The 23,058-nt window shown below is 62.6% G+C and carries 15 protein-coding genes; 3 read left to right on the top strand and 12 right to left on the bottom strand.

The annotated features are described in order from the left end of the window. Positions 1 to 241: 241 nt before the first annotated feature. Positions 242 to 1,510 (bottom strand): Hsp70 family protein, encoded by a 1,269-nt coding sequence (locus tag AACV02_RS26210; RefSeq protein WP_119737855.1) that lies wholly within the window; start codon positions 1,508 to 1,510, stop codon positions 242 to 244. Between the two features lie 238 nt (positions 1,511 to 1,748). On the opposite strand from AACV02_RS26210, the gene AACV02_RS26205 reads away from it, so the two are divergent. After that, on the top strand, positions 1,749 to 2,693 hold the full coding sequence (locus tag AACV02_RS26205) for a DnaJ C-terminal domain-containing protein (RefSeq protein WP_106577664.1): 945 nt from the start codon (positions 1,749 to 1,751) through the stop codon (positions 2,691 to 2,693). 119 nt (positions 2,694 to 2,812) lie between these two features. Continuing rightward, a complete protein-coding gene (locus tag AACV02_RS26200; protein ID WP_119737852.1) occupies positions 2,813 to 7,975 on the top strand; it encodes a dermonecrotic toxin domain-containing protein in 5,163 nt (1,720 codons plus the stop codon). A 16-nt stretch (positions 7,976 to 7,991) separates the two neighbouring features. Here the strand turns inward: AACV02_RS26200 and ureC are convergent, their stop codons facing one another. The 11 genes from ureC to urtA form a co-directional block, all read right to left on the bottom strand. Then, positions 7,992 to 9,692, bottom strand: a complete 1,701-nt coding sequence (gene ureC / locus AACV02_RS26195; RefSeq protein WP_119737850.1) for an urease subunit alpha — start codon at positions 9,690 to 9,692, stop codon at positions 7,992 to 7,994. 118 nt (positions 9,693 to 9,810) lie between these two features. Continuing rightward, on the bottom strand, positions 9,811 to 10,116 hold the full coding sequence (locus AACV02_RS26190; RefSeq protein WP_119737848.1) for an urease subunit beta: 306 nt from the start codon (positions 10,114 to 10,116) through the stop codon (positions 9,811 to 9,813). Then, the gene (locus tag AACV02_RS26185; RefSeq protein ID WP_106577668.1) at positions 10,113 to 10,646 is read right to left on the bottom strand and encodes a GNAT family N-acetyltransferase; all 534 of its coding nucleotides are present in this window, start codon (positions 10,644 to 10,646) and stop codon (positions 10,113 to 10,115) included. Before AACV02_RS26185 ends, AACV02_RS26190 begins: the two co-directional genes overlap by 4 nt. Before the next feature lie 5 nt (positions 10,647 to 10,651). Further along, complete coding sequence (locus AACV02_RS26180) at positions 10,652 to 11,164, bottom strand: GNAT family N-acetyltransferase (protein ID WP_119737846.1); 513 nt, start codon at positions 11,162 to 11,164, stop codon at positions 10,652 to 10,654. 9 nt (positions 11,165 to 11,173) lie between these two features. Beyond that, the gene (ureA, locus tag AACV02_RS26175) at positions 11,174 to 11,476 is read right to left on the bottom strand and encodes an urease subunit gamma (protein WP_003171437.1); all 303 of its coding nucleotides are present in this window, start codon (positions 11,474 to 11,476) and stop codon (positions 11,174 to 11,176) included. A gap of 161 nt (positions 11,477 to 11,637) precedes the next feature. Then, complete coding sequence (locus AACV02_RS26170; protein WP_119737844.1) at positions 11,638 to 12,477, bottom strand: urease accessory protein UreD; 840 nt, start codon at positions 12,475 to 12,477, stop codon at positions 11,638 to 11,640. A gap of 31 nt (positions 12,478 to 12,508) precedes the next feature. After that, the gene (gene urtE / locus AACV02_RS26165; protein ID WP_119737842.1) at positions 12,509 to 13,207 is read right to left on the bottom strand and encodes an urea ABC transporter ATP-binding subunit UrtE; all 699 of its coding nucleotides are present in this window, start codon (positions 13,205 to 13,207) and stop codon (positions 12,509 to 12,511) included. A 164-nt stretch (positions 13,208 to 13,371) separates the two neighbouring features. Next, positions 13,372 to 14,232 (bottom strand): urea ABC transporter ATP-binding protein UrtD, encoded by an 861-nt coding sequence (urtD, locus tag AACV02_RS26160; protein WP_106577672.1) that lies wholly within the window; start codon positions 14,230 to 14,232, stop codon positions 13,372 to 13,374. After that, entirely contained in the window at positions 14,229 to 15,308 is a 1,080-nt protein-coding gene (urtC, locus tag AACV02_RS26155; RefSeq protein WP_119737840.1) for an urea ABC transporter permease subunit UrtC, read from the bottom strand. Before urtC ends, urtD begins: the two co-directional genes overlap by 4 nt. Next, positions 15,308 to 16,810 carry an urea ABC transporter permease subunit UrtB gene (gene urtB / locus AACV02_RS26150; protein WP_119737838.1) on the bottom strand — a complete coding sequence of 501 codons (1,503 nt, stop codon included), beginning with the start codon at positions 16,808 to 16,810 and terminating at the stop codon, positions 15,308 to 15,310. Before urtB ends, urtC begins: the two co-directional genes overlap by 1 nt. Before the next feature lie 141 nt (positions 16,811 to 16,951). Further along, positions 16,952 to 18,217 carry an urea ABC transporter substrate-binding protein gene (gene urtA, locus AACV02_RS26145; protein ID WP_106577675.1) on the bottom strand — a complete coding sequence of 422 codons (1,266 nt, stop codon included), beginning with the start codon at positions 18,215 to 18,217 and terminating at the stop codon, positions 16,952 to 16,954. 259 nt (positions 18,218 to 18,476) lie between these two features. On the opposite strand from urtA, the gene AACV02_RS26140 reads away from it, so the two are divergent. After that, the gene (locus AACV02_RS26140; RefSeq protein WP_119737836.1) at positions 18,477 to 23,051 is read left to right on the top strand and encodes a hypothetical protein; all 4,575 of its coding nucleotides are present in this window, start codon (positions 18,477 to 18,479) and stop codon (positions 23,049 to 23,051) included. Positions 23,052 to 23,058: the final 7 nt, after the last annotated feature.

The following is a 23,058-nucleotide window of genomic DNA, read 5'->3' as shown; positions in this document are numbered from 1 at the left end:
AACAACGCGCGGCCGTGGATCGTCTTGGGGCTGCTGTGCAGTCCAACGCGGGGCAAGCCCGTTCCCCACGAGGGGGGCGATGACGACTGGGGCTTCGAGCGTTCGCAGGTCAAAAATGTGGGAGCGGGCTTGCTCGCGAAAGCGGTGTGTCAGTCGACAGAGATATCGACTGAACCACCGCCTTCGCGAGCAAACCCGCTCCCACATGTTGGATTTGCTGTGTTGGTGAAATCGGGGCTGGTCAGCTGCCGTAACGCTTGCTGGCCTCAATCGCCAAACCACTGCCGATGCTGCCGAAGATATTGCCTTCCACATGCCGCGCATTCGGCAGCATCGCCGAGATGCTGTGGCGCAGGGCCGGGATGCCGCTGGAACCGCCGGTGAAGAACACCGTGTCCACTTGCGCCACTTCCACCGAGGCATCGTTGAGCAGTTGCGTGACGCTGTTGCGCACGCGCTCCAGCAAGCCATCAATCGCCGACTCGAACAGCGCGCGGCTCAGCTCAACGCTCAGGCCCGGTTCAACCCGGTCGAGCAGCACGTGGCGGCTGTCTTCGTGGGTCAGCTGGATCTTGGTTTCTTCCACTTCCATGGCCAGCCAGTGCCCGGCGCGCTGTTCGATCAGCTTGAACAGGCGGTCGATGCCACCGGTGTCTTCGATGTCGTAGCGCATACTGCCCAATGCCAGCTGGGACTTTTGCGAGTACACCGAGTTGATGGTGTGCCAGGTGGCGAGGTTCATGTGGTGGCTGGTGGGCATGTAGGCGCCGCTTTTCATGCGGCTGCCGTAGCCGAACAGCGGCATCATGCCTTGCAGGCTGAGCTGTTTGTCGAAGTCGGTACCGCCGATGTGCACGCCGCCGGTGGCAAGGATGTCGTCGTGACGGTTGTCATTGTGACGGCGATCCGGTGACAGGCGCACCAGCGAGAAGTCGGACGTACCACCGCCGATGTCGACGATCAGTACCAACTCTTCCTTCTCAATGGTGGACTCGTAGTCGAACGCCGCTGCAATCGGTTCGTACTGGAAGGAAATGTCCTTGAAACCGATTTTGCGGGCGACATCGACCAGGGTGTTTTCCGCTTCCTGGTCGGCCATCGGGTCGTCATCGACGAAAAACACCGGGCGGCCCAGTACCACTTCTTCGAATTCACGGCCGGCGTTGGCTTCGGCGCGGCTCTTGAGCTGGCCGATAAACAGCGCCAGCAAGTCGGTGAAAGGCATCGCGGTGCCCAGCACGCTGGTGTCGTGCTTGATCAGCTTGGAACCCAGCAGGCTCTTGAGCGAGCGCATCAGCCGGCCTTCGTAGTTTTCCAGGTACTCGTGCAGGGCCAGGCGACCGTACACCGGGCGGCGCTCCTCGAAGTTGAAGAACACCACCGACGGCAACGTGATCTTGTCGTCCTCCAGCGCAATAAGCGTTTCCATGCCGGGGCGGATCCAGCCGACGGTGGAGTTGGACGTGCCGAAGTCGATACCGCAGGCACGGGCTGGGGATGGGTTTTTCATGTCTATCGGGTTCCGGTTGAAAAACGGCCGCGCAGTGTATGCCAGTCGGGCACGGATGCGTAGGCCGACCATCCGTTAAATCGTGCTTGAAAGTGCAGGATTTGCCCCCACATCTGTTGCATACGGCTAGCGCCGATAACACTTTGACGCACCCCCAGGCCACATCACTCAACAGGTGCAATGCAGCGCACGTTGTGCCCCGGGCTGTGCGATCTCGATTAAGGATGGTGAACCGCCGATGGATTTCAAAGACTACTACAAGATTCTGGGTGTCGAGCCGAGCGCCGATGACAAGGAAATCAAGGCCGCCTATCGCAAGCTCGCACGCAAATATCACCCGGACGTGAGCAAGGAAAAAGACGCCGAAGAGAAATTCAAGGACGCGTCCGAAGCCTATGAAGCGCTTAAAAGCGCCGATAAGCGCGCGGAATACGACGAACTGCGCAAATACGGCCAACATGGCCAGCCGTTCCAGGGGCCACCGGGCTGGCAGAGCCGTGGCGGCTTTGGCGGCGGCCAGGACGCGGGCGACTTTTCGGACTTCTTCAGTTCGATCTTCGGCTCGCGCGGCGACGCGTTTGGCGGCGGTCAGCGCCGTCCAACCGGGCGCAAGGGCCAGGACGTGGAAATGCAGCTGTCGGTATTCCTTGAAGAGACGCTGTCCACCGAGTCCAAGCAGATCAGCTTCCAGGTGCCGCAATACGACGCCTCGGGTCGTCACGTCAGCAACACCACCAAAAGCCTGAACGTGAAAATCCCCGCCGGCGTGGCCGACGGCGAGCGCATCCGCCTCAAGGGCCAGGGTGCGCCGGGCATTGGCGGTGGCGCCAATGGCGATCTGTACCTGATCATCAAGTTTGCGCCGCACCCACGGTTTGAAGTGGACGGTGAAAACCTGATCATCAACCTGCCCCTGGCGCCGTGGGAATTGGCCTTGGGCGCAGAAGTGGCCGTGCCGACCCTCACCGGCAAGATCAACCTCAAGGTGCCGGCCGGCAGCCAGAACGGCCAACGCATGCGCGCCAAAGGTCATGGCCTGCTGAACAAGGCCGGGCAGCGCGGTTACCTGTTCGTGCAGCTCAAGGCCGTGATGCCGAAGACCAGCGACGATGAGGTCAAGGCGTTGTGGCAGGAGCTGGCAAAAAAAGCCGCGTTCGATCCGCGAGAAAACTGGAACAGCTGACGCCGGGACGCTCGCGTCCAGGCACCGAGCACTGCAGGGCAGCACTGCATAGATAGGCCCAGCCAATGGCGGGTGGTGAATAAGCTCCAGCGCTTTATCACCTCCCAAGGGAACCCGCCATGGACCTTCACATCACCCTTCCCCCGGCGCTCGCGCTGCCGGGGGACCAAGGGCAGCATTACGCGTTTCTGTCCTCTGTCATCCCGCCGTATCTGGTGCAGGCGTCTACGCAAAACCGTTCTGGCTTGCGCGGCGTCAAACCCCTTGTAGCGCCCTGGTATGCGCAAGCGACACCGGCGCAAAAAGACACCCTCAAAACCGTGCTGGACGCCACCTGGCAGTCAACCAACGCCTGGGAAAAGCTCCAAAGCAAGGTCCAGACGCTCGTTGCGTTTGCCCGGCCGTTGCTGGAAACCGCGTTGAAACACGCGGGGCATGAACTGGACGTAGAGCAGACCTTTGTGCGCCTCTATAGCCCGGTTCAGGATACGTTCGGCAGAGCGACCGGGGGTTTCGTGCCCAAGACCTTCTCCCTGCTGCAGGCGGCCCTGAACAATTTCGAGGCGCCTGAAACAGCCATCGGTCATTTCAACAGCGCGTCCGGCTTTATCACTCAACCCGATGAGCGCGGCCATTTCGAGCGGCACCCCACGCGCATGAGGCTTGAGGCGTTTGCCCGGCTGTGTCGCGACCTCGATCTGGGCGGCCAGTACCAGGCCTACCTGCAGTCGCATTTGCGTTCTGATGACGTGGTGTCCCAGGCCGTCTTGCGCCAGCGCTATCTCACCGCCCAAAAAGATGCGTTCAGCGCCGCAGCCCATCTGGCGTTGCTGCAGGGCGACATTGGCGACAGCGATTTCGCCTTGCTGATGCGCGTGGCCAGCGGCGAGAAAAACATCCGGGTCGGCGACAAACAGCTCTGGTATCGCACGCCAACCGTGATGAACCTGCGTTTGCAGGGCTGCGTGTTGATCGAGCCGTGCGTCAAATACCGCTACAGCACCTGGTTTATCGCCTGGTTCCCCAGCGACCCGCAGCACCCGATCAAACGCTACGAAACGTCTTCGGCGTTTGTGCAGGCCATGACCGACCGATTGACTCAGGGGGCAGCCCGGGCCGACCGTTCGCAGCCATGGTCGCCCACCGACTTTCAACTGTTTTTCAGCCGCTTCGTGGCGCAAAAAGATCGACCTTATTATTTTCATCGGCTGACCGAACTGGTCGTCGACGCGCCGCTGCAGTCGCAGGCTGCCCAGTGGCTGCGCTCCGAGCAAGGGCGCTTCTGGTCGGGTGTGCTGGCGCCCGAGACGCGCTGGGCGAGCTCAAGCCTGGGCGACCCGGCGCACACCTCGCGCGTGCCGGTCAGCGGGCCGAATCTGCACATCAATGGCGTAGCGTTCAAACAGATCTGGGAAGAGGTCGACCTGTGGGAGGAGCTGTATGAAGGCATGCTGGTGCGCCTGTTCGACGATGCTAAAACACAGGCCATCCCGACAGCCGACGCGGATGCGCGCGACCGCTCCAGGCGCCTGTCGCACTACCTGAACCTGGGGCTGTTGGTGGTCAATGTGGTCTCGATGGCAGTGCCGCCGCTGGGTTACGCCATGCTCGCGGTGACGGCCGGGCAGTTGCTGTACGAGACCTTCGAGGGTGTTGTCGACATGGCGCAAGGGGACCGTGAGGCTGGCTGGTCACACCTCAACGATGTGGTGGAAAACCTGGCGATGCTGGCCGCCGGTGGCGTGGCGTTTCACTTCACGGTGTCGCCGTTTATCGAACAGCTTAAAAGCGTGCGGCTGCCCGGCGGGAAAACCCGTTTATGGAAGCCCGACATCCAGCCCTATGTGGCGGACATTGCCTTGGCGCCTGAGTCTGTCGCCTCTGAGGAGGGCGTATATCGACGTGCCAATCAGCACGTGCTGAACCTGGAAGGCAGGACGTTTGTGCTCAAACGCGAGCCGTATCCCGGTAAAAGTCGCCTCCAGCATCCTGGCCGGCTGGAGGCTTATCAGCCTGAGGTGCGCCATAACGGTGTCGGTGGCTGGGTGCATGAGGCGGAGTATCCGCTGGGCTGGGAGCAGCCGCGTCTGATGCGGCGCCTCGGGCCGTTTCTGGATGGCTTGAGCGACGCCCAGCTTGAGCAGATTCGGCGGGTCAGTGACGTTGACGAAAGCGTGTTGCGCCGCTTGCATGTCGAAAGTGAACCGGTGCCTGCGGTGTTGATCGACACCGCGCGGCAGTTTCGTGCCTACGCCGATGCGGTGAGTGTGAGTGAGCAGATCGACCGTGGGCGTTTATCGAGCCGTTTGGCCAGCTATGCGGCGGCGCTGATGGTGCACCTGCCAGGTTGGCCGCGTGCCTGGGCGATTGAGGGGTTCAGGGGCGAGGGCGGCGACGCGGTGCTTTATGGCGATGGGATTACCCCGGTTCAGAAGGTGATCCGGATCAGCCTTCCGGAGCTGATGGCGGGCAAGCTCCCCGAGCGGGTGGCGCGTGCGCTCAGTGATGAGCATGCCCGCGAGCTGCTCGGGCAACACGCGCCCCACGACCCGTTGCAGCGTGCGACGTTGCTGCAGAATCGGCTGGCGCAGCATGCTCGGCAGTATCGATCCACGCTGTTCCAAAGCTTCTATGCCGACCAGCAACCGCCCACCGAAAAAGCTGTGCAGCTGTTGCAGCGCGACTTCAAAGGGGTGCCCGCCATCATGGCCCGCGAGCTGCTGGCGCGGGCGCGGCCCAGTCAGGTGAGCGCGCTTGAAACCCGCGGCAAAGTGCCTTTGGCGTTGGCCACGCAGGCGCATCAGTTGCAACGACAGATGCGTTTGGTTCGCGCCTATGCAGGCCTTTACCTGGATGCCCTGGCCAACCCGGACACCGAGGCGCTGGTGCTCAACACCCTGGAAACCCTGCCGGGCTGGCAAGACGACTTGCGCCTGGAGGTGCGTGCCGAGGGGTTCAATGGCGCGTTGCGGGCCAGCTATGGGCCCGTCAATGCCTCCCACCGCAAAGTGATCGTGCAGGTAGCGGACGGGCAGTACCAGGCCTTCGACGAGGAGGCCAACGCCTTGCATGGCATCAACAGTTTCTACGACTCGTTGCAGCACGCACTGACTGACGCGCACCGGACGTCGTTGGGCCTGCCTCATGTTGGGCAAGGGCTGGCGCTGAAAGCGTTGATTCAACGGTATGCGCTGCCCCGTCAGCAGTTGCTCAAGGTACTGGGGATGCAGCCCGACAGCCGGCCATTTTTTGTCCCGGCGCGGCGATTGCCGGACGGCCGCCGCGGGTATCCGCTGAGCGGCAGGGGGCAAGGCACCTGGGGGCAGATTATTGAAGAGCGTGTGCGTGCATTGTTCCCGGACATCAGCACCGAAGAACTGACGCAATTGCGCGCAGACAACGACCCCTTCAATGACCAGTGGCTCAAGAACCTGGAAGGTGAATACAAGACCCTGGATCACACCTTGCAAACCTGGCTGAGCGCGCCTATCGAAGGTGTCGGTGAATTCGGCAGTGCCGCTTACCGGCGGCAACTGCAGGTGCGCAGCAAAATTGTGCGCGCGCTCAAGGACGCCTGGCGTGGCATCGGGCCCCGGCATATCGATCACTTGGGCAACTACCTGGGCCAGCAGATCGACTTGAGTGGCGTGCGCATTCGCCGCCAACTCGACAGTTTGCCGGCGTTGACGGCCCGCTTTGGTCACGTCAGTGAATTGAACCTGTCCGAAAGCGATTTTGGCGATGATAACCACCGCTTCCTCACGTACTTCACCGGCGTATCCAGCCTCAATCTGGAGAATTGCCGGTTGACCCGCCTGCCCGCGCCGCTGTCGCGGATGCCGCGCCTGGGGGTATTGAGCCTCTCGGAAAACCACATCGTGCTGGACGCGCACGGCGTGGCGCAGTTACGTGCACTGCGAAGCCTGTGGATGCTTGAAATGGAAGGCAACCCGCTGGGGCTGGCGCCGGATGTCAGCCAAATGCCCAACCTGCAGATGCTGTTGCTGAGCAATACCGGGCTGGACCGTTGGCCCACCGGCCTGTTCGGGCGGGTCAGGCCGCGTGGGTTCTATCTGAACATGACTGCCAATCGGTTGAGCCGTATACCCGATGTGGCACCCGGCTCTGACCGCGCGGCGCTGATTGCCCGCACGGTGGTAGACCGCAACCTGTTGAGCCCCGACGTGCTCGCCAGGCTCAAGCTGTATATCGAATCGATTGGCCTGGACCCCGAACGTCGGTTTCCGCCACGGGGCGCGCAAGACAGTATCCACTGGAAGGGCGAGCTGACGCCGACGCAGTGGGAAGCCAAGCAACCGCTGTGGGACGCACTGGAGGCGTCGCCGGGCGCCGAGGGTTTTTTTGACGAAATCAGAAAGCTCTCCGAGTCGTCCGACGCGGCCTCCCCGGCCTACAAGCATGAATTGGCGGCTAAAGTCTGGCGCATGCTGGAGGCCGCGTACGCCGATGCCTCTCTGCGCGACAAACTGTTCCAGATGGCCAGTGCGCCCACCACCTGTGTCGATGCCGGTGCGCAACTGTTCAACGCCATGGGGGTTGAAGTGCTCCTGAGCGAAGCTTATTCGGTGCCCAATGAGCAGTTGGTCGGGCTTGAACTGCTGGACCTCGCCAAGGGCAAATCACGCCTGGACGAGCTTGGCCGGATTGCCCATGCCCGCGTAGGCGAATTGCTCAAGAGCGGCCGGCGCTTTGCCCAGTACAACGGCAATGGCGACCCGATTGTTCACCGCGATGCGCAGGGCAGGGTGTTGCGCCCGATTGACGAAGTCGAGATCCACCTGGCGTACGTCACGGGGCTCGCGCAACGCTTGGACCTGCCCTGGCAGTCGCGCAGCATGATGTTCCGCGAGCCGGACGTCACGGCGGCGATGCTGGATGCCGCGTTTGAGCGTGTCACGCGCCTGGAGCAAGGTGACCTGCTCAGGGAAAACCTGCTGGAACAGGATTTCTGGTGCACTTACCTGGAAGGTGCCAACCGCGCGCAGTTCGATGAGTTGAAAGCCAAGGCCGATGCCCTGGACGACTTGCTGGTGGCGCAGCAAACGTGGGCTGCCGACGGCGGTTTGGCCGCGCCGCACAAACTCGCGCTGCGCAAGACCATCGAAGAAGCCGGACGGCGCCTGGGGTTGCCTGCCAGCGAGCTGAGCCCGGGGCAGGTGATGTCGGATGAGGTGTACTTCGCGCAGTTGAGCGCAATGGGCGTGGCGCGCAAAAACCTGCTGCGCCAACTCAGCGACCAGGCCTTGGGCAGAACCCCATGACCTGGCCGCCGAGGCGTCAGAACAGGAAGTAACGCTGCGCCATCGGCAGCACGTCGGCCGGTTCGCACCACAGCAGTACGCCGTCGGCCTTGACCTGGTAGGTCTGTGGGTCCACTTCGATAGCCGGCAGGTAGTCGTTGTGGATCAGGTCGGTTTTCTGCACGTCGCGACACCCCTTGACCACCGCAATCTGCTTTTTCAGGCCCAGGGCTTCGGGCAATCCGGCTGCCTGCGCGGCCTGGCTGATAAAGGTCAGGCTGGTGGCATGCAACGAACTGCCGAAGCTGGCGAACATGGGGCGGTAGTGCACCGGCTGCGGCGTGGGAATCGACGCATTGGCATCGCCCATCAGGCTTGAGGCAATCGCGCCGCCTTTGAGAATCAGGGTCGGTTTGATGCCAAAAAAAGCGGGGCGCCACAGCACCAGGTCGGCCCACTTGCCGACTTCGATAGAGCCGACGATATGGCTGATGCCGTGGGTGATCGCCGGGTTGATGGTGTACTTGGCGATGTAGCGCTTGGCGCGGAAGTTGTCGTTGCCTTCGCCGTCACCCGGCAACGGGCCGCGCTGTTTTTTCATTTTGTCGGCCGTCTGCCAGGTGCGCGTGATGACTTCACCGACGCGGCCCATGGCCTGGCTGTCCGAGCTGATCATCGAGAACGCGCCGAGGTCGTGCAGGATGTCTTCGGCGGCGATGGTCTCGCGGCGGATGCGGCTTTCGGCGAAGGCCACGTCTTCGGCAATGCTGGGGTCCAGGTGATGGCAGACCATCAACATGTCCAGGTGCTCGTCGATGGTATTTCGGGTGAACGGCCGGGTCGGGTTGGTGGAGCTGGGCAGCACGTTCGGGAAGCCGCAGGCCTTGATGATGTCTGGCGCGTGGCCGCCTCCGGCGCCTTCGGTGTGGTAGGTGTGAATGGTGCGGCCCTTGAGCGCGGCGAGCGTGGTTTCGACGAAGCCCGATTCATTCAGCGTGTCGCTGTGGATGGCGACCTGCACGTCATACTCATCGGCGACGCTCAGGCAGTTATCAATGCTCGCAGGCGTGGTGCCCCAGTCTTCGTGCAGCTTCAAACCGATGGCGCCGGCCTTGACCTGCTCGATCAAGGGCTGCGGCAAACTGGCGTTGCCCTTGCCGGTGAAGCCAATGTTCATCGGGAACGAATCGCTGGCCTGAAGCATGCGCGCCAGGTGCCACGGGCCCGACGTACAGGTGGTGGCGTTGGTGCCGGTGGCCGGGCCGGTGCCGCCGCCAATCATGGTGGTGACGCCGCTGGTCAGTGCTTCTTCGATCTGCTGCGGGCAGATGAAATGCACGTGGGAGTCGATGCCGCCGGCGGTGAGGATCATGCCTTCTCCGGCGATCACTTCGGTGCTGGCGCCGATGGCCATGGTTACGCCCGGCTGGATATCCGGGTTGCCGGCTTTGCCGATCGCGTGAATGCGGCCATTCTTCAGGCCGACGTCGGCCTTGACGATGCCCCAGTGGTCAATGATCAGCGCGTTGGTGATCAGCGTGTCCACGACCTCATGGGCGAGCAACTGGCTTTGGCCCTGGCCGTCGCGGATGACTTTTCCGCCGCCGAACTTCACTTCCTCGCCATACACGGTGAAGTCTTTTTCGACTTCGACGAACAGCTCGGTGTCCGCCAGGCGGACCTTGTCACCGACGGTGGGGCCGTACATGTCGACGTAGGCTTGGCGGCTGATTTTCATGTGTGTGAACCCTGAAAAATTATGTTGAATGTGAGTCCGCTATCGGGGGCAAGCCCCCTCCCACCTTCGGTTTGTGGACGCGGTCAAAATGTGGGAGGGGGCTTGCCCCCGATGAGCCCTAAAGGTCGCCCATGATCCGTCCGGCAAACCCGAACACCCGGCGCCCACCGCTCAAATCCACCAACTCGATTTCGCGACTCTGCCCCGGCTCGAACCGCACCGCCGTCCCGGCCGGAATATTCAGGCGCATGCCACGGCTCGCCGCGCGGTCAAACGTCAGCGCGTCATTGGTTTCAAAAAAATGGTAATGCGAACCCACCTGGATCGGCCGGTCGCCGCTGTTGGCCACGCTGAGGCTGACGGTACGCCGGCCCACATTCAGTTCGATATCGCCAGGCTGGATCTGATATTCACCAGGAATCATGCAGGTTGCCCCAGGGTCTTGTAGTAGATGGCGGTCGGGCTGTAGCGCCCGTCCGGGCTTTGGCAGTAGTCGGGCAATTCACCGATTTTGGTGTAGCGCAGCGACTGGTAAAAGGCTTCGGCACCGGAGCCGGCTTCGGTGTCCAGGTACAGCAGGCCGCGCTTGTGCTGGCGCGCGGCGAGTTCCAGAGCGCTCATCAATTGCTGGCCCAGGCCATGGCGGCGGGCGCTGCTGTGTACCAACAGTTTTTGCACTTCGGCGCGGTTGAGGCCATTGGCTTTCTGGCACAGAGCCAATTGCACGCTGGCGATCACCTGTTCATCGCGCACCACCACCCACAGCAGCAGGCTGGCGTCTTCGATGCTGGCTTGTACGCCCTTCAGATAGTCGCGGGCCTGGGCTTCATCGAAATCCGCCATGAAGCCTACCGACGCACCATGCTTCACCGCGTCCAGCAACAGCTCGATCAAGCCCAGACGGTAATGGGCAAAACTTTCAGCATTTACTCGACGCAGTTGAGCAGTGTTCATCGATCTCACTCCTTGGGCGGTTCGGCGCCCGGATTCAATGTCAGTTGCATAAAGGTCAGGTCCAGCCAGCGGCCGAACTTGATGCCCACTTGCGGCATGTGCCCGGTGGTGGTGAAACCCAGGCGCTCATGCAGGCGAACAGACGCCTGGTTGCCGCTTTCGATGGCTGCGACCATCACGTGTTTGCCGGCGCTGCGGGCGCGCTCGATCAGCGCATGCATCAGGCGCGGGCCGAGGCCTTTGCCGCGCTGGTCATTGCGCACATACACCGAGTGCTCGACGCTGTAGCGAAAGCCTTCAAAGGGTCGCCAGTCGCCGAACGAGGCGTAGCCGGTGACTTCATCGTTTTCCACCGCCACCAGGATCGGGTACGCCTGGGCCTGACGCGCCGCGAACCAGGCCTGACGGTTGGCCAGGTCGACGGGTTGTTCGTTCCAGATCGCCGTGGTGTTGAGCACCGCGTCGTTGTAGATGTCTCGAATGGCCGGCAGGTCTTGCTCGGTTGCATCACGAATCATGATCGGCTCTCACGCGATAGGCTGGTGGACGGTGACCAGCTTGGTGCCGTCGGGAAAGGTGGCTTCCACCTGGATATCCGGGATCATTTCCGGGATGCCTTCCATCACTTGCTCGCGGCTGAGCAGGGTGGTGCCGTAGTGCATCAAATCGGCGACGGTGCGGCCATCGCGGGCACCTTCCATCAACGCGGCGGAAATGTAGGCGATGGTTTCCGGGTAGTTGAGCTTCACGCCTCGTGCCAGGCGGCGTTCGGCGACCAGGCCTGCGGTGAAGATCAGCAGTTTGTCTTTTTCCCGTGGGGTCAAATCCATGGTTCAAGGTCCTTCATAGACAGCATTCTTAAAAACAACAGAGATCCGAGAGTGGGAGCTGGCTTGCCTGCGATGGCATCACCTCGGTACATCAGCTATACCGAGTTGCCTGCATCGCAGGCAAGCCAGCCCCCACAGGGGACAGGTTCCACTTCAGATCGTCATGTGCTCCAAATTCTTGGTGGAACCGCCTCTCGCCCCAGTACGGTCGGACGCAGCAGTTTCCACACATCAATCAACCAGCCCCGCGCCAGCAGCGCTTCACTGGCCAAACAGCGGGCCACCAGCAGCCCGGGCAGTTGGGTCAGGTCGCCGCGCACCGCATGGGGCAAGGCGCGGCAGCTTTCCAATAAGTCAGGCTCGATATCGCCAGTGAGCAGCAGTGTGGCGAACACCGGTTGCCCGTCCAGCCCGATGGGCGAGTCGAGCAACCCGTCGGCGCCTACAATGCGCTGGCGCTCATGCCAGAGCAACTGGCCGTCGCGGCGGATGTCCAGGTGCGCTTGAAAGTGGCCCAGGTCAAAACGCTCGCCGCTGGCTGGCCGGCCGAGAGCGACCACGTCCCAGTAGAACAGCCGGGCATCGCCTTGCAGGTCAATGCGGGTGGTGAGTTCGGCCTGGGCGGCGCTGAACACGATGGTTTCCTGGGGCATCCACTCCAGCGTGGCGCCCGCTTCCACGGTCAATTCAAGCTGTTGAAAGGCCGGGCCGCTGGCGCGGTACCACTTGGCTGCGCCGGGGCTGGTCAATTGCGCCCAGGCACCGGCGCCAACATGGGCGCGGATGTCCAGGCGATCACCGCCGGCAATCCCGCCGGGCGGGTGCACGATGATGTGCTGGCACACCTGGGGACCTTCGGCGTACAGGTGCTTTTGCACGCGCAGCGGGCCGAGGTGGCGGCGCATCACCGGGCGCGTGGTGTCGCCGAAACGCGCGTAGCCGAGGTCCAGCTCGGCATGCCAGCTGGGGGTGAACAGGGCAGGGGAAACGGGCAGGTTCATGGTTGAGTGCTTATCGTCAGGACGCTACAGATTAGATGGTAACCAGCCCGCGTACACCCTCACTTTCCATATTTTCACCGCGGCCTTGCTGGACGATTTCGCCGCGTGACATCACCAGGTATTGGTCCGCCAGCTCGGCAGCGAAGTCATAGAACTGCTCCACCAGCAGGATCGCCATATCGCCGCGTGCGGCGAGCTTCTTGATCACCATGCCGATTTCCTTGATCACCGACGGCTGGATGCCTTCGGTGGGCTCATCGAGGATCAACAGGCGCGGGCGGCTGGCCAGGGCGCGGCCAATCGCCAACTGTTGCTGTTGGCCGCCGGACAAGTCACCGCCGCGCCGGTGTTTCATTTGCAGCAGTACCGGGAACAATTCATAGATAAACGCCGGCACTTGCTTGGCCTCAGAACCCGGAAAGCGCGACAGGCCCATCAACAGGTTCTCTTCCACCGTCAGCCGCGCAAAAATCTCCCGGCCCTGTGGCACGTAGGCAATGCCAGCGTGCACGCGCTGATGCGGCTTGAACCCGGTAATGGCTTTGCCTTCCCAGTTCACCGCGCCCTCTTTGGCCGGCAGCAAACCCATCAGGCACTTGAGCAGGGTGGTTTTGCCCACACCGTTACGGCCGAGCAGGCAGGTGACCTCGCCGATCTTCACGTCAAAAGACAGCCCGCGCAGGATATGGCTACCGCCGTAGTACTGATGCAGCTTGTCGACTTGCAGCATGTTCGAAATCTCCTCAAATCCCTGGTAGGAACCGGATCAACTGTGGGCGCTGGCGTGCCTGCGATGCAGGCAACTCGATATGCCTGATGGACCGAGTGATGCCATCGCAGGCAAGCCAGCTCCCACATCTGAATCGGTTCCCACTAAGCAGCCCGCATTTTGGGTTAGCGACCGAGGTAAACCTCGATCACTCGCTCATTTTCCTGCACGTGTTCCAGTGACCCTTCGGCCAGCACGCTGCCCTGGTGCAACACCGTCACGTGGTCGGCAATCGAGCCGACAAAGCCCATGTCGTGCTCCACCACCATCAGCGAATGTTTGCCCGCCAGGCGCTTGAACAGTTCGGCGGTGAATTCGGTTTCGGCGTCGGTCATGCCCGCCACGGGTTCGTCCAGCAGTAAGAGTTGCGGGTCTTGCACGAGCAGCATGCCGATTTCCAGGAACTGCTTTTGCCCGTGTGACAGCAAGCCCGCCGGGCGCTGCGCCGAGGCGCTCAGGCGCAGGGTGTCGAGCACTTCATCGATGCGGTCTTTTTGCTCGCCGCTCAAGCGTGCGCGCAGGCTGGCCCACACGGATTTGTCGGTTTTCTGCGCCAGCTCCAGGTTTTCGAACACGCTGAGGGCTTCGAACACGGTGGGTTTCTGGAACTTGCGGCCGATGCCGGCCTGGGCGATCTGCACCTCGCTCATGCCTGTCAGGTCGAGGGTTTCGCCGAACCAGGCCTTGCCGTGGCTGGGGCGGGTCTTGCCGGTGATCACGTCCATCAGCGTGGTCTTGCCCGCGCCGTTGGGGCCGATGATGCAGCGCAATTCGCCGACGCCGATGTAGAGGTTCAAGTCGTTGAGCGCCTTGAAACCGTCGAAGCTGACGCTGATGTCTTCCAGGGTCAGTATTGTGCCGTGGCGGGTATTGAGGCCCTTGCCGGCGGCCTGGCCGAGGCCGATCGCATCGCGGCTGCTGCCCGCGTCTTTGTTTGGCTCAAGAATGGGTTCGAGCATAAATTCCGCCGTCGCAGTGACTCTCATTGTTCACCCCGTTTCTTCAACAGGCCGATCACGCCCTTGGGCAAATACAAGGTGACGAGGATGAACAGCGCTCCCAGAAAGAACAGCCAGTATTCCGGGAAGGCCACGGTGAACCAGCTCTTCATGCCGTTCACCACACCGGCGCCGAGCAATGGCCCGATCAGCGTGCCACGCCCGCCCAAGGCCACCCACACGGCGGCTTCGATGGAGTTGGTCGGCGACATTTCGCTGGGGTTGATGATGCCCACTTGCGGCACATACAACGCGCCCGCCAGGCCACACAATACCGCGCTCAACACCCACACAAACAGCTTGAAGCCACGCGGGTCATAGCCGCAGAACATCAAGCGGTTCTCGGCATCGCGCAGGGCGGTGAGCACGCGGCCGAACTTGCTCTGCGCCAGGCGCCAGCCGGTGTAGAGGCTGGCGACCAGCAACACGACCGTGGCAAAAAACAGCACCGCCCGCGTGCCCGGTTCGGTAATCCCAAAGCCCAGAATGCTGCGGAAATTGGTGAAGCCGTTATTGCCACCAAACCCGGTCTCGTTGCGAAAAAACAGCAGCATCCCGGCGAAGGTCAGGGCCTGGGTCATGATCGAGAAATACACGCCCTTGATCCGCGAGCGGAAGGCGAAGAAGCCAAACACCAGCGCCAGCAACCCCGGCGCCAATACCACCAGGCACATCGCCCAGAGGAAGTGCTCGGTGCCAACCCAATACCAGGGCAGTTCGGTCCACGACAAAAAGGTCATGAACGCCGGCAGCTCATCGCCGGAGGCCTGGCGCATCAGGTACATGCCCATCGCATAACCGCCGAGGGCAAAGAACAAACCGTGGCCGAGGGACAGCATGCCCGCATAGCCCCACACCAGGTCCAGGGCCAGGGCGACGATGGCGTAGCAAAGGATCTTGCCCACCAGCGTGAGGGTGTAGGCCGACACGTGCAGCGGGTTTTCCGGCGCCAGCAGCGAACACAAAGGCAACGCCAGCAGCAGGATCAGGATCACCGCGCCGACGGCTATTGTCAGCGTGGGGCCGGCCTTTCGCGTGGCCGTAAGCATCAATGGCTGGTTCATCAGTCGATCACCCGTCCTTTCAGTGCGAAGAGTCCTTGCGGGCGTTTCTGGATAAACAGAATGATCAGCGCGAGGATCAGGATCTTGCCGAGCACGGCGCCGATCTGCGGTTCGAGAATCTTGTTGGCGATGCCCAGCCCGAAGGCGGCCATGACGCTACCGGCCAACTGGCCGACACCGCCGAGCACCACCACCAGGAACGAGTCGATGATGTAGCTCTGGCCCAGGTCCGGGCCGACGTTGCCGACCTGGCTCAGGGCCACGCCACCCAGGCCGGCGATGCCGGAGCCCAGGCCAAAGGCGAGCATGTCCACACGCCCGGTGGGCACGCCGCAGCAGGCGGCCATGTTGCGGTTCTGGGTGACGGCACGCACGTTGAGGCCCAGGCGCGTCTTGTTCAGCAGCAGCCAGGTCAGCACCACCACGCACAGCGCGAAGGCAATGATCACGATGCGGTTGTACGGCAGCACCAGGTTGGGCAGCACTTGAATGCCACCCGACAGCCACTGCGGGTTGGAGACTTCGACGTTCTGTGCACCGAACACCAGGCGCACCAACTGGATCAGCATCAAACTGATGCCCCAGGTGGCGAGCAGGGTTTCCAGCGGACGGCCGTAGAGGTGACGAATCACGGTGCGTTCCAGGGCCATGCCGATGGCGGCGGTGACAAAAAACGCCACCGGCAACGCGATCAACGGGTAGAACTCGATGGCCGCTGGCACGTAGCGCTGCATCAGCAGTTGCACCACGTAAGTCGAATAAGCGCCGAGCATCAGCATCTCGCCGTGGGCCATGTTGATCACGCCGAGCAGGCCGAAGGTGATCGCCAGGCCCAGGGCCGCAAGCAGCAGAATCGAACCCAGGGACATGCCGCTGAAGGCCTGGCCGAGGATCTCGCCGACCATCAATTTGCGTTTGACCTGCGCCAGGCTGGTCTCGGCGGCGGTATGCACGGCGGCGTCGGTTTCGACCCCCGGCGCGAGCAGGGCTTCGAGGCGCGTGCGCGCCAGCGGGTCGCCGGTGCTGCCGAGCAAGCGCACGGCAGCAAGGCGCACCACGGGGTCGGTATCAACCAATTGCAGGTTGGCCAGGGCCAGGCTGAGGGCGGTGTGCACGTCTTCGTTGGTTTCGGCGGCCACTTGCTGGTCGAGGAATTTGAGCTGCGCAGGCTGCGCGGTTTTTTGCAGGGTTTGCGCGGCGGCCAGGCGCACCTTGGGGTCGGCGGCGAGCAACTGCTGACTGGCCTGCACGTTGTCGATCAAGCCACGCAGGCGGTTGTTCAGGCGCACGGTTTTGGTTTCGCCGTTGAGCGTGATCTGGCCTTGTTGCAGGGCGTCCACCAGCTCGATGCGTGCCGGGTCAGGCTGGGCAGCCCAGTCCTGGAGGAGCTTGGCTTGTTGCATCGGGTTGGCGGCAAGGAAGTCTTCGGCGTCGCTGGCGTGCGCGGCAAAAGGCAGCAACAGCAGGGCGGCGAGGATGAAGCGGTGGAGGGCAGTGGGCATATTCTTGGGCCTTGCTCGAACAAATGTGGGAGCTGGCTTGCCTGCGATAGCGGTGCATCAGACATACCGAGTTGTCAGCATCGCAGGCAAGCCAGCTCCCACAGGGTTTGTGTCGGCTCTGAGGTGCCGACACCCCTTTGATCAGTTGCTCTTGACGGCGTAATCCGGCTTCTTGTCATTGCCAGGGATATACGGGCTCCATGGCTGCGCACGAATCGGCTCCTGGGTCTGCCACACCACCGAGAACTGCCCGTCAGACTGGATCTCGCCGATCATCACCGGCTTGTGCAGGTGGTGGTTGGTTTTATCCATAGTCAGGGTGAAGCCCGACGGCGCGGCAAAGGTCTGCCCGGCCATGGCTTCGCGCACTTTGTCGACGTCGGTGGACTTGGCTTTCTCCACCGCCTGCGCCCACATATGGATACCGACGTACGTGGCCTCCATCGGGTCGTTGGTCACCGCTTTATCCGCGCCCGGCAGGTTGTGGGCCTTGGCGTAAGCCTTCCAGTCGGCGACGAATTTCTTGTTCACCGGGTTCTCCACCGACTGGAAGTAGTTCCAGGCGGCGAGGTTGCCCACCAGCGGCTTGGTGTCGATGCCGCGCAGTTCTTCTTCACCCACGGAGAAGGCCACCACCGGTACGTCGGTGGCTTTCAAACCCTGGTTGGCCAGCTCTTTGTAGAACGGCACGTTGGAGTCGCCATTCACGGTGGAGATCACCGCGGTCTTGCCACCGGCCGAGAACTTCTTGATGTTGGCCACGATGGTCTGGTAATCGGCGTGGCCGAAAGGGGTGTAGACCTCTTCGATATCTTTGTCGGCTACGCCTTTGGAGTGCAGGAACGAGCGCAGGATTTTGTTGGTGGTGCGCGGGTACACGTAGTCGGTGCCGAGCAGGAAGAAGCGCTTGGCGCCGCCGCCTTCTTCGCTCATCAGGTATTCCACCGCCGGGATCGCCTGTTGGTTGGGCGCCGCACCGGTATAGAACACGTTCGGCGACATCTCTTCGCCTTCGTATTGCACGGGGTAGAACAGCAAACCGTTGAGTTCTTCGAACACCGGCAGCACGGATTTGCGCGACACCGAGGTCCAGCAGCCGAACACCACGGCGACTTTGTCCTGGGTCAGCAGCTGACGGCCTTTTTCGGCGAACAACGGCCAGTTCGATGCAGGGTCGACCACCACCGGCTCGAGCATCTTGCCGTTCACGCCGCCTTTGGCGTTGATCTCGTCAATGGTCATCAACGCCATGTCTTTGAGCGAGGTCTCGGAGATTGCCATGGTCCCGGACAGCGAGTGCAGGATGCCGACCTTGATGGTCTCGGCGGCCTGCACGGTCCAGGTCAGACCCATGGCGGCAATGGAGGCGGACAGGGTGAAAGCCTTGATCAAACTGCGACGCTTCATGGTGCGGTCTCCAGAAACTCAAGTTGTTATGAGGGCATTGCACAGGCTTTTGCAAAGGCTGTGCCGAGGTGCACGCGGGCGCTTGTTTGCGCAGCAGACGGACGCTGCCGGGCCGGGCGCGCGCACCAGATCGGCGCGCTGGCGGGGTGGGCGTGCACGGGGTGCGCTGAAGTGGTGCCGGGGTCGACAACTATCTAGCGCCGCCTGGAATCGCGTTGATGGAACAGTGACCGCTCCTCACTTTCCAAGGACTGAACTTATGCCACGTACCCCAAGAGTCGCTGCGCCACAGCCGACCCTGCCGGTCTTGAGCCCGCCGTTTATCAGCGCCGACGATGCCGCGCGTTGGGCCTATGGGCAGGCCGACTACGCAGCGGCCGACAAGGAATTGGGTGGCGCGATTCTCAAGCAGGGCCACTACTGGTTTGCCACAACGCCTGTGGCCGACCAGCACGTCACCTTCGATCATCGGATCGTGCTGGCCACCGACGCCGAGGATAATTTCATCGCCCCCGAGGGCTATACCTGCGAGGCGCTCTATCACTCGCACCCGCCGGACATGGCGCAGGTGAAGCGGCACAACCCCGGCATGAGCGATGAGCAGGCCTCGGTGTTCATCAGTTTTTTCTCGCCTGCCGACCTGCGTTTTATCATCGAACACCGGCGTTCAGTGGTGGCGCACTATGTGTTTGGCCCCGAAGGCTCATTGCTCAAATACGTGAGCAGTGGCTCGGCGGCCGAAGTGCTATTGAGAAAGCGCATTGCCGGCGAGGAGCCATTCGCGCCCTCGGCAGACTTCGAGTCGTTGATCTGGCTGGCCGCGCAAGCCGGCGATCTGCGCGTGGTGGTGGCCAACGCGCACTGGGGCGGCGTGCGCGGGCGGGTCAAGCACGGCTGGCGGATCAACGCCGCCGTCACGCAGGTGACAGAGGAACAGCCGTTCTGCACGTCGGTCTTCGAGCGTGCAGACCTGGCGCTGATGGCCGCGCGCGCGTTGTTCCCTGAAGGCTCAGCTCAGGGCTTTGTGCTTAAGCACACGCGCGGCGAAGCGTATGTGGCGACTTACCCCGAGGCGCTTGGCACGCCGTTGTTCTCTCCCGCAGCCCGGTTTCCGTTGCGCGCCGATGGCCAGTTACGCCTGCCCTCAAACTTTCGACTGGAGGCCATCTATTACCGCGCCACGCCCTTGGCCGTGGACATTCCCGCACGTGAACCCTGGCTGTATTCCACCTTCTTTACCCCCGCCGAAGTGGCTGCCGCCATCACCCAGTCGCGCGCGACCCTGGCGCTGCAGGACAAGGCGCGTGGGCTCCAGCTGTATCTGCAGGCATCGGATGGCGCGCTGCTCAAACTGCAAGTGCCCGGCGCCGAGACCGACCTGGCCGGCGCTGATGTTGACGACAACGGCGCCCAGGCCGCGCTGCTGGCCGGCACGCTGAGCCCGCGTGGCTATGTGCGCCGTGTGATTGCCTCAACGACGGTGTCGGTAGTGGCGACGGGGTTGCTTTGGCGAACGGTCGGCCCGGTGGACAATCGGTCGGCGGTGCTGGACGGTGTTTCGCGGGCGGTGATAAGCCGCGCCTTTATTTCGGCTCACGATGCGGCGGTGTATGCGCACGAGCAGATAGGGCGGCGCCGCGAGCGTGCCTACGGCGGCTACGTGCTCGAAGACGCTAAAGGACATTTCTTTATCACCGCGCCTGAGGCAAGTGATGCCAACCCGTTCGCCCAGTTGCTGTTTTTTCCTGCGGATGGGCAAGGCCCGTTGATTCCGCCTGAGCCGTATCAGGTATTTGCGCGTTACGGCTCGCACCCCGCGCTGTCGATGGTCGACCCCGAGTGGGTGGCGCAACGACGCTGGAGCCGTGAAGACGCGCTGATCAACCTGCAGGTTTTTTCCGCCGATGAAATGCACGATGTGATCAGTCACAGGCAGCCGGCCTATCTGTCGGCCGCCGAGGATTGTTTACTGGCGTACACGCCGAGTTTTTCCAGTGCTGAGCAACGGCTGCTGAGCCAAACTGCGCCGCAACCGGGTGGCAGTGCCGCTCAGCAACGGCTGGACAGCGGGCAGGTCAAGCCTGCGCAATGGGTCATCGTGCTGGCCGAAGCCGGTGATTTGCGGGTGATCCTGGGCAATGCCTTGTGGGGCCCGCGCTCACCGGTCTATGACGACTGGACTGCGTATTTTGACTATGCGCCAAGAGTCGGCGCGCCGGACTACGCGACCTATGGTGCGCTGTTTGCCAGCGCAGACGCGGCCGCTCGCAACCTTCACGCACGGGTTCATGGGCGCAACCTTGCCGAGCAGGCGTACTTCGGTTTTATTCTCAAGCACAAGGACACCGAGCAATACCTGGCGAGCGAGGTCGCAGGCGCGGGCGACCAGAATGCCCTGTTCAAGCTCAACCGTGTGTTTGCCCCGATTGCGGGCGGCGATTTCCGCTTTCCTGACGGGTTCGTTCTGTGTGGATTGTTTCGTTCGCAGCAGTGGCAACCGGCGGACCTGCCTGCCCCAACCGCCTGGCTGACCCGCTACTTCGTGATGCCCAAGGTGCTGTACGTCGCCCTCTACGACACCAAGCGCGCGGGCGAAAAATACAACCATGGCAAAAACCTGCCGGTGTACTTCTCGACCGAGGAGGGCGCTTTGCTGCGGTACGTGTCGCTGCCCTTCAACGTGGGAAGTGGCGGCCCGGTGGACAGGGTCCTTGAGGAAGACGAACGCTTGTTGATTTCGGGCCAGAAGACGGCGCAAGCCTTTGTCCGCGACTGGGCCGACCGAGGTGAACTCAAGGTGATCCACACCAGCCAGTGCTGGGACACCCCGGGCGTGGTATCGCGTACCTGGGCCGGCTACGAGCACCTGGCTCGACGCCGGTTGAGCCCGGCCTTCGCCAGCGCGGATGATGCGGCGCGTTATGCCGCCGACATTATCGGCGAGGGACGCCGCCGCACGTACGGCGGAGTGCTGCTGCGGCAGGCGGATGGCCTGTACGTGGCGACGGACCCATTGGCCTTGCCGCCCCAGGGTGTTGCGCTGAACTGGGTGTACCCCGATGTGGCCGTCACTGGCGGGCTTTATCCCCATGGCAGCACTGTCGTGGCGCGCTACCGCTCGGTGCTTGGCGAGGAGACGCAAATGCTGTTGGCCGCCGAGCAAAAGGCTATCTACCAGAGCATGCTGCCCACCGCCGTGCTGTCGAACCTGTTGCACCGTGACCCGCGCATACAGCGCGAATACCTGTTCGGGCCCCACGGCACGATCCTGCGTTACCAGTTGACCGGCTCGGTGGAGGAAGCGGCGCTGAAAGCGCGTCTGGTGCCCCTGAACCCACTGAACGGCAACCAAGTAGACACCGAGGTTGAACGCCAACTGCGGGCCGGTACCCTGCTGCCGGGTGACTTCGTCGGCCAGGTCGCCAAGGCCGGCGACCTGCGCGTTATCAAGGGCAATGCGTTGTGGGGGTTTGCCCGGCGCTTGAGCGCGCCTTTCGTGGCGAATCTGGCGACCCTGCCGGCCCTGGAGATCAAGCAGGTATTCGCCGATGCGCCGTGCAGCCCGATCTTTGCCCGCGCCGACGACGCCGTACGTTATGCACAACGATTGGCATCGCCCCGGCCAGAGGTGCAGTTCGGTTACGTGCTCAAGGCCGTCAATAAAAATGCTTACATGACCACTCTGCCGCTGGTACGCGGGGATTACACGCGGCTCGCACAGGTTTTTGCCGACGGGTTGCTGCCCCAGGGCTATGGCTTGGATGGCCTGTATTTGTGCGCCTCTACCGCTGCGATTGCGCCGCCCAGCGATGCCATGGCCACCAGCTTCTTCACTCCCCAGGCGTTGGCCGGTGGCGTCGGCTTCGTCAGCAATCTGTCCAAAAGCCGAGGCTTGCCGCTTTACCTGCTGTGTGCCGACGGGGCGCTGCTCAGCTATGTGGTCGACAAGAACGGCCGGCAATTGGCCTACGCGATGCTCAGCCAAGCGGGCGCCATCGCCCGGCGCATGCTTGAGGGCAGCTCGACCGTCGCAAGCTTTGTCAGAGAACTGGCGGCCAAGGGCGCGCTGGAGGTGCGGGTGCGCAGCACCGTGTGGGGCAAGGAGCAGGCCGTGACGGCGCAATGGCAGCCCAACGCCGAACCCTGGCCGTTCGAACACAACCCGCACGTGCTGTCATTTTGTGGGCCGTTGTTCAGTCATGCCGATGACGCGGCGCGCTGGGCTCGTAAACAGGTGGGCCCGTTCAAGGGCGTCGAATACCTCGGCGCGGTGCTGACCTGTCCCGGGATTACGGGGTTTGTGCCACTTGACCCGATAGAGGACCGCCACGCCTGGCTGCAGGACACGATTGTGAAACTGTTCCGGTTCGAGCGCGCCGGGCTTGAGGTCACCGTCGCCCACCCGCTGTTCGGCTACGCCGTCAACGCCGTCCAGGCCTTCTACAAAGGCATGGCTGCCGTGCCGAACCTGCAGGCGCAGGAATGGAAGCTGCTGAACAATTTTGTCTCCGGCAACGAGCTGAGGTCGTACCTGGACATCGTCAAGATCAACCGCCCCGTCGCCGAGAGTGTGTACCTGACGTGCCGAGGCGGCGCGCTGCTCAAGTATGTGCCCGGTTTCACGGCGGCCGAGACGCAATTGCTGAGTGCCGGTGCGTCGGTTTTGCCCAGCGCGTTGGTCAGCGGTTTATGGGCGGCCGGCCAGCTTGCGGTGCTGGAAACCGACGCCTTCTGGACCCGCGCAGGGGTGTTGGGCACGGCCTGGCAAGCCAACCTGCAGGCCGAACCTGATCCGCTGGACGTCCAGTACGGTCGGGACAAGGACGAACTCTGAGGTGTTA

The sequence above is a fragment of the Pseudomonas sp. Larv2_ips genome (assembly GCF_963879675.1).
Lineage (GTDB): Bacteria > Pseudomonadota > Gammaproteobacteria > Pseudomonadales > Pseudomonadaceae > Aquipseudomonas.
This window is presented reverse-complemented; position numbering and strand designations above follow the sequence as displayed.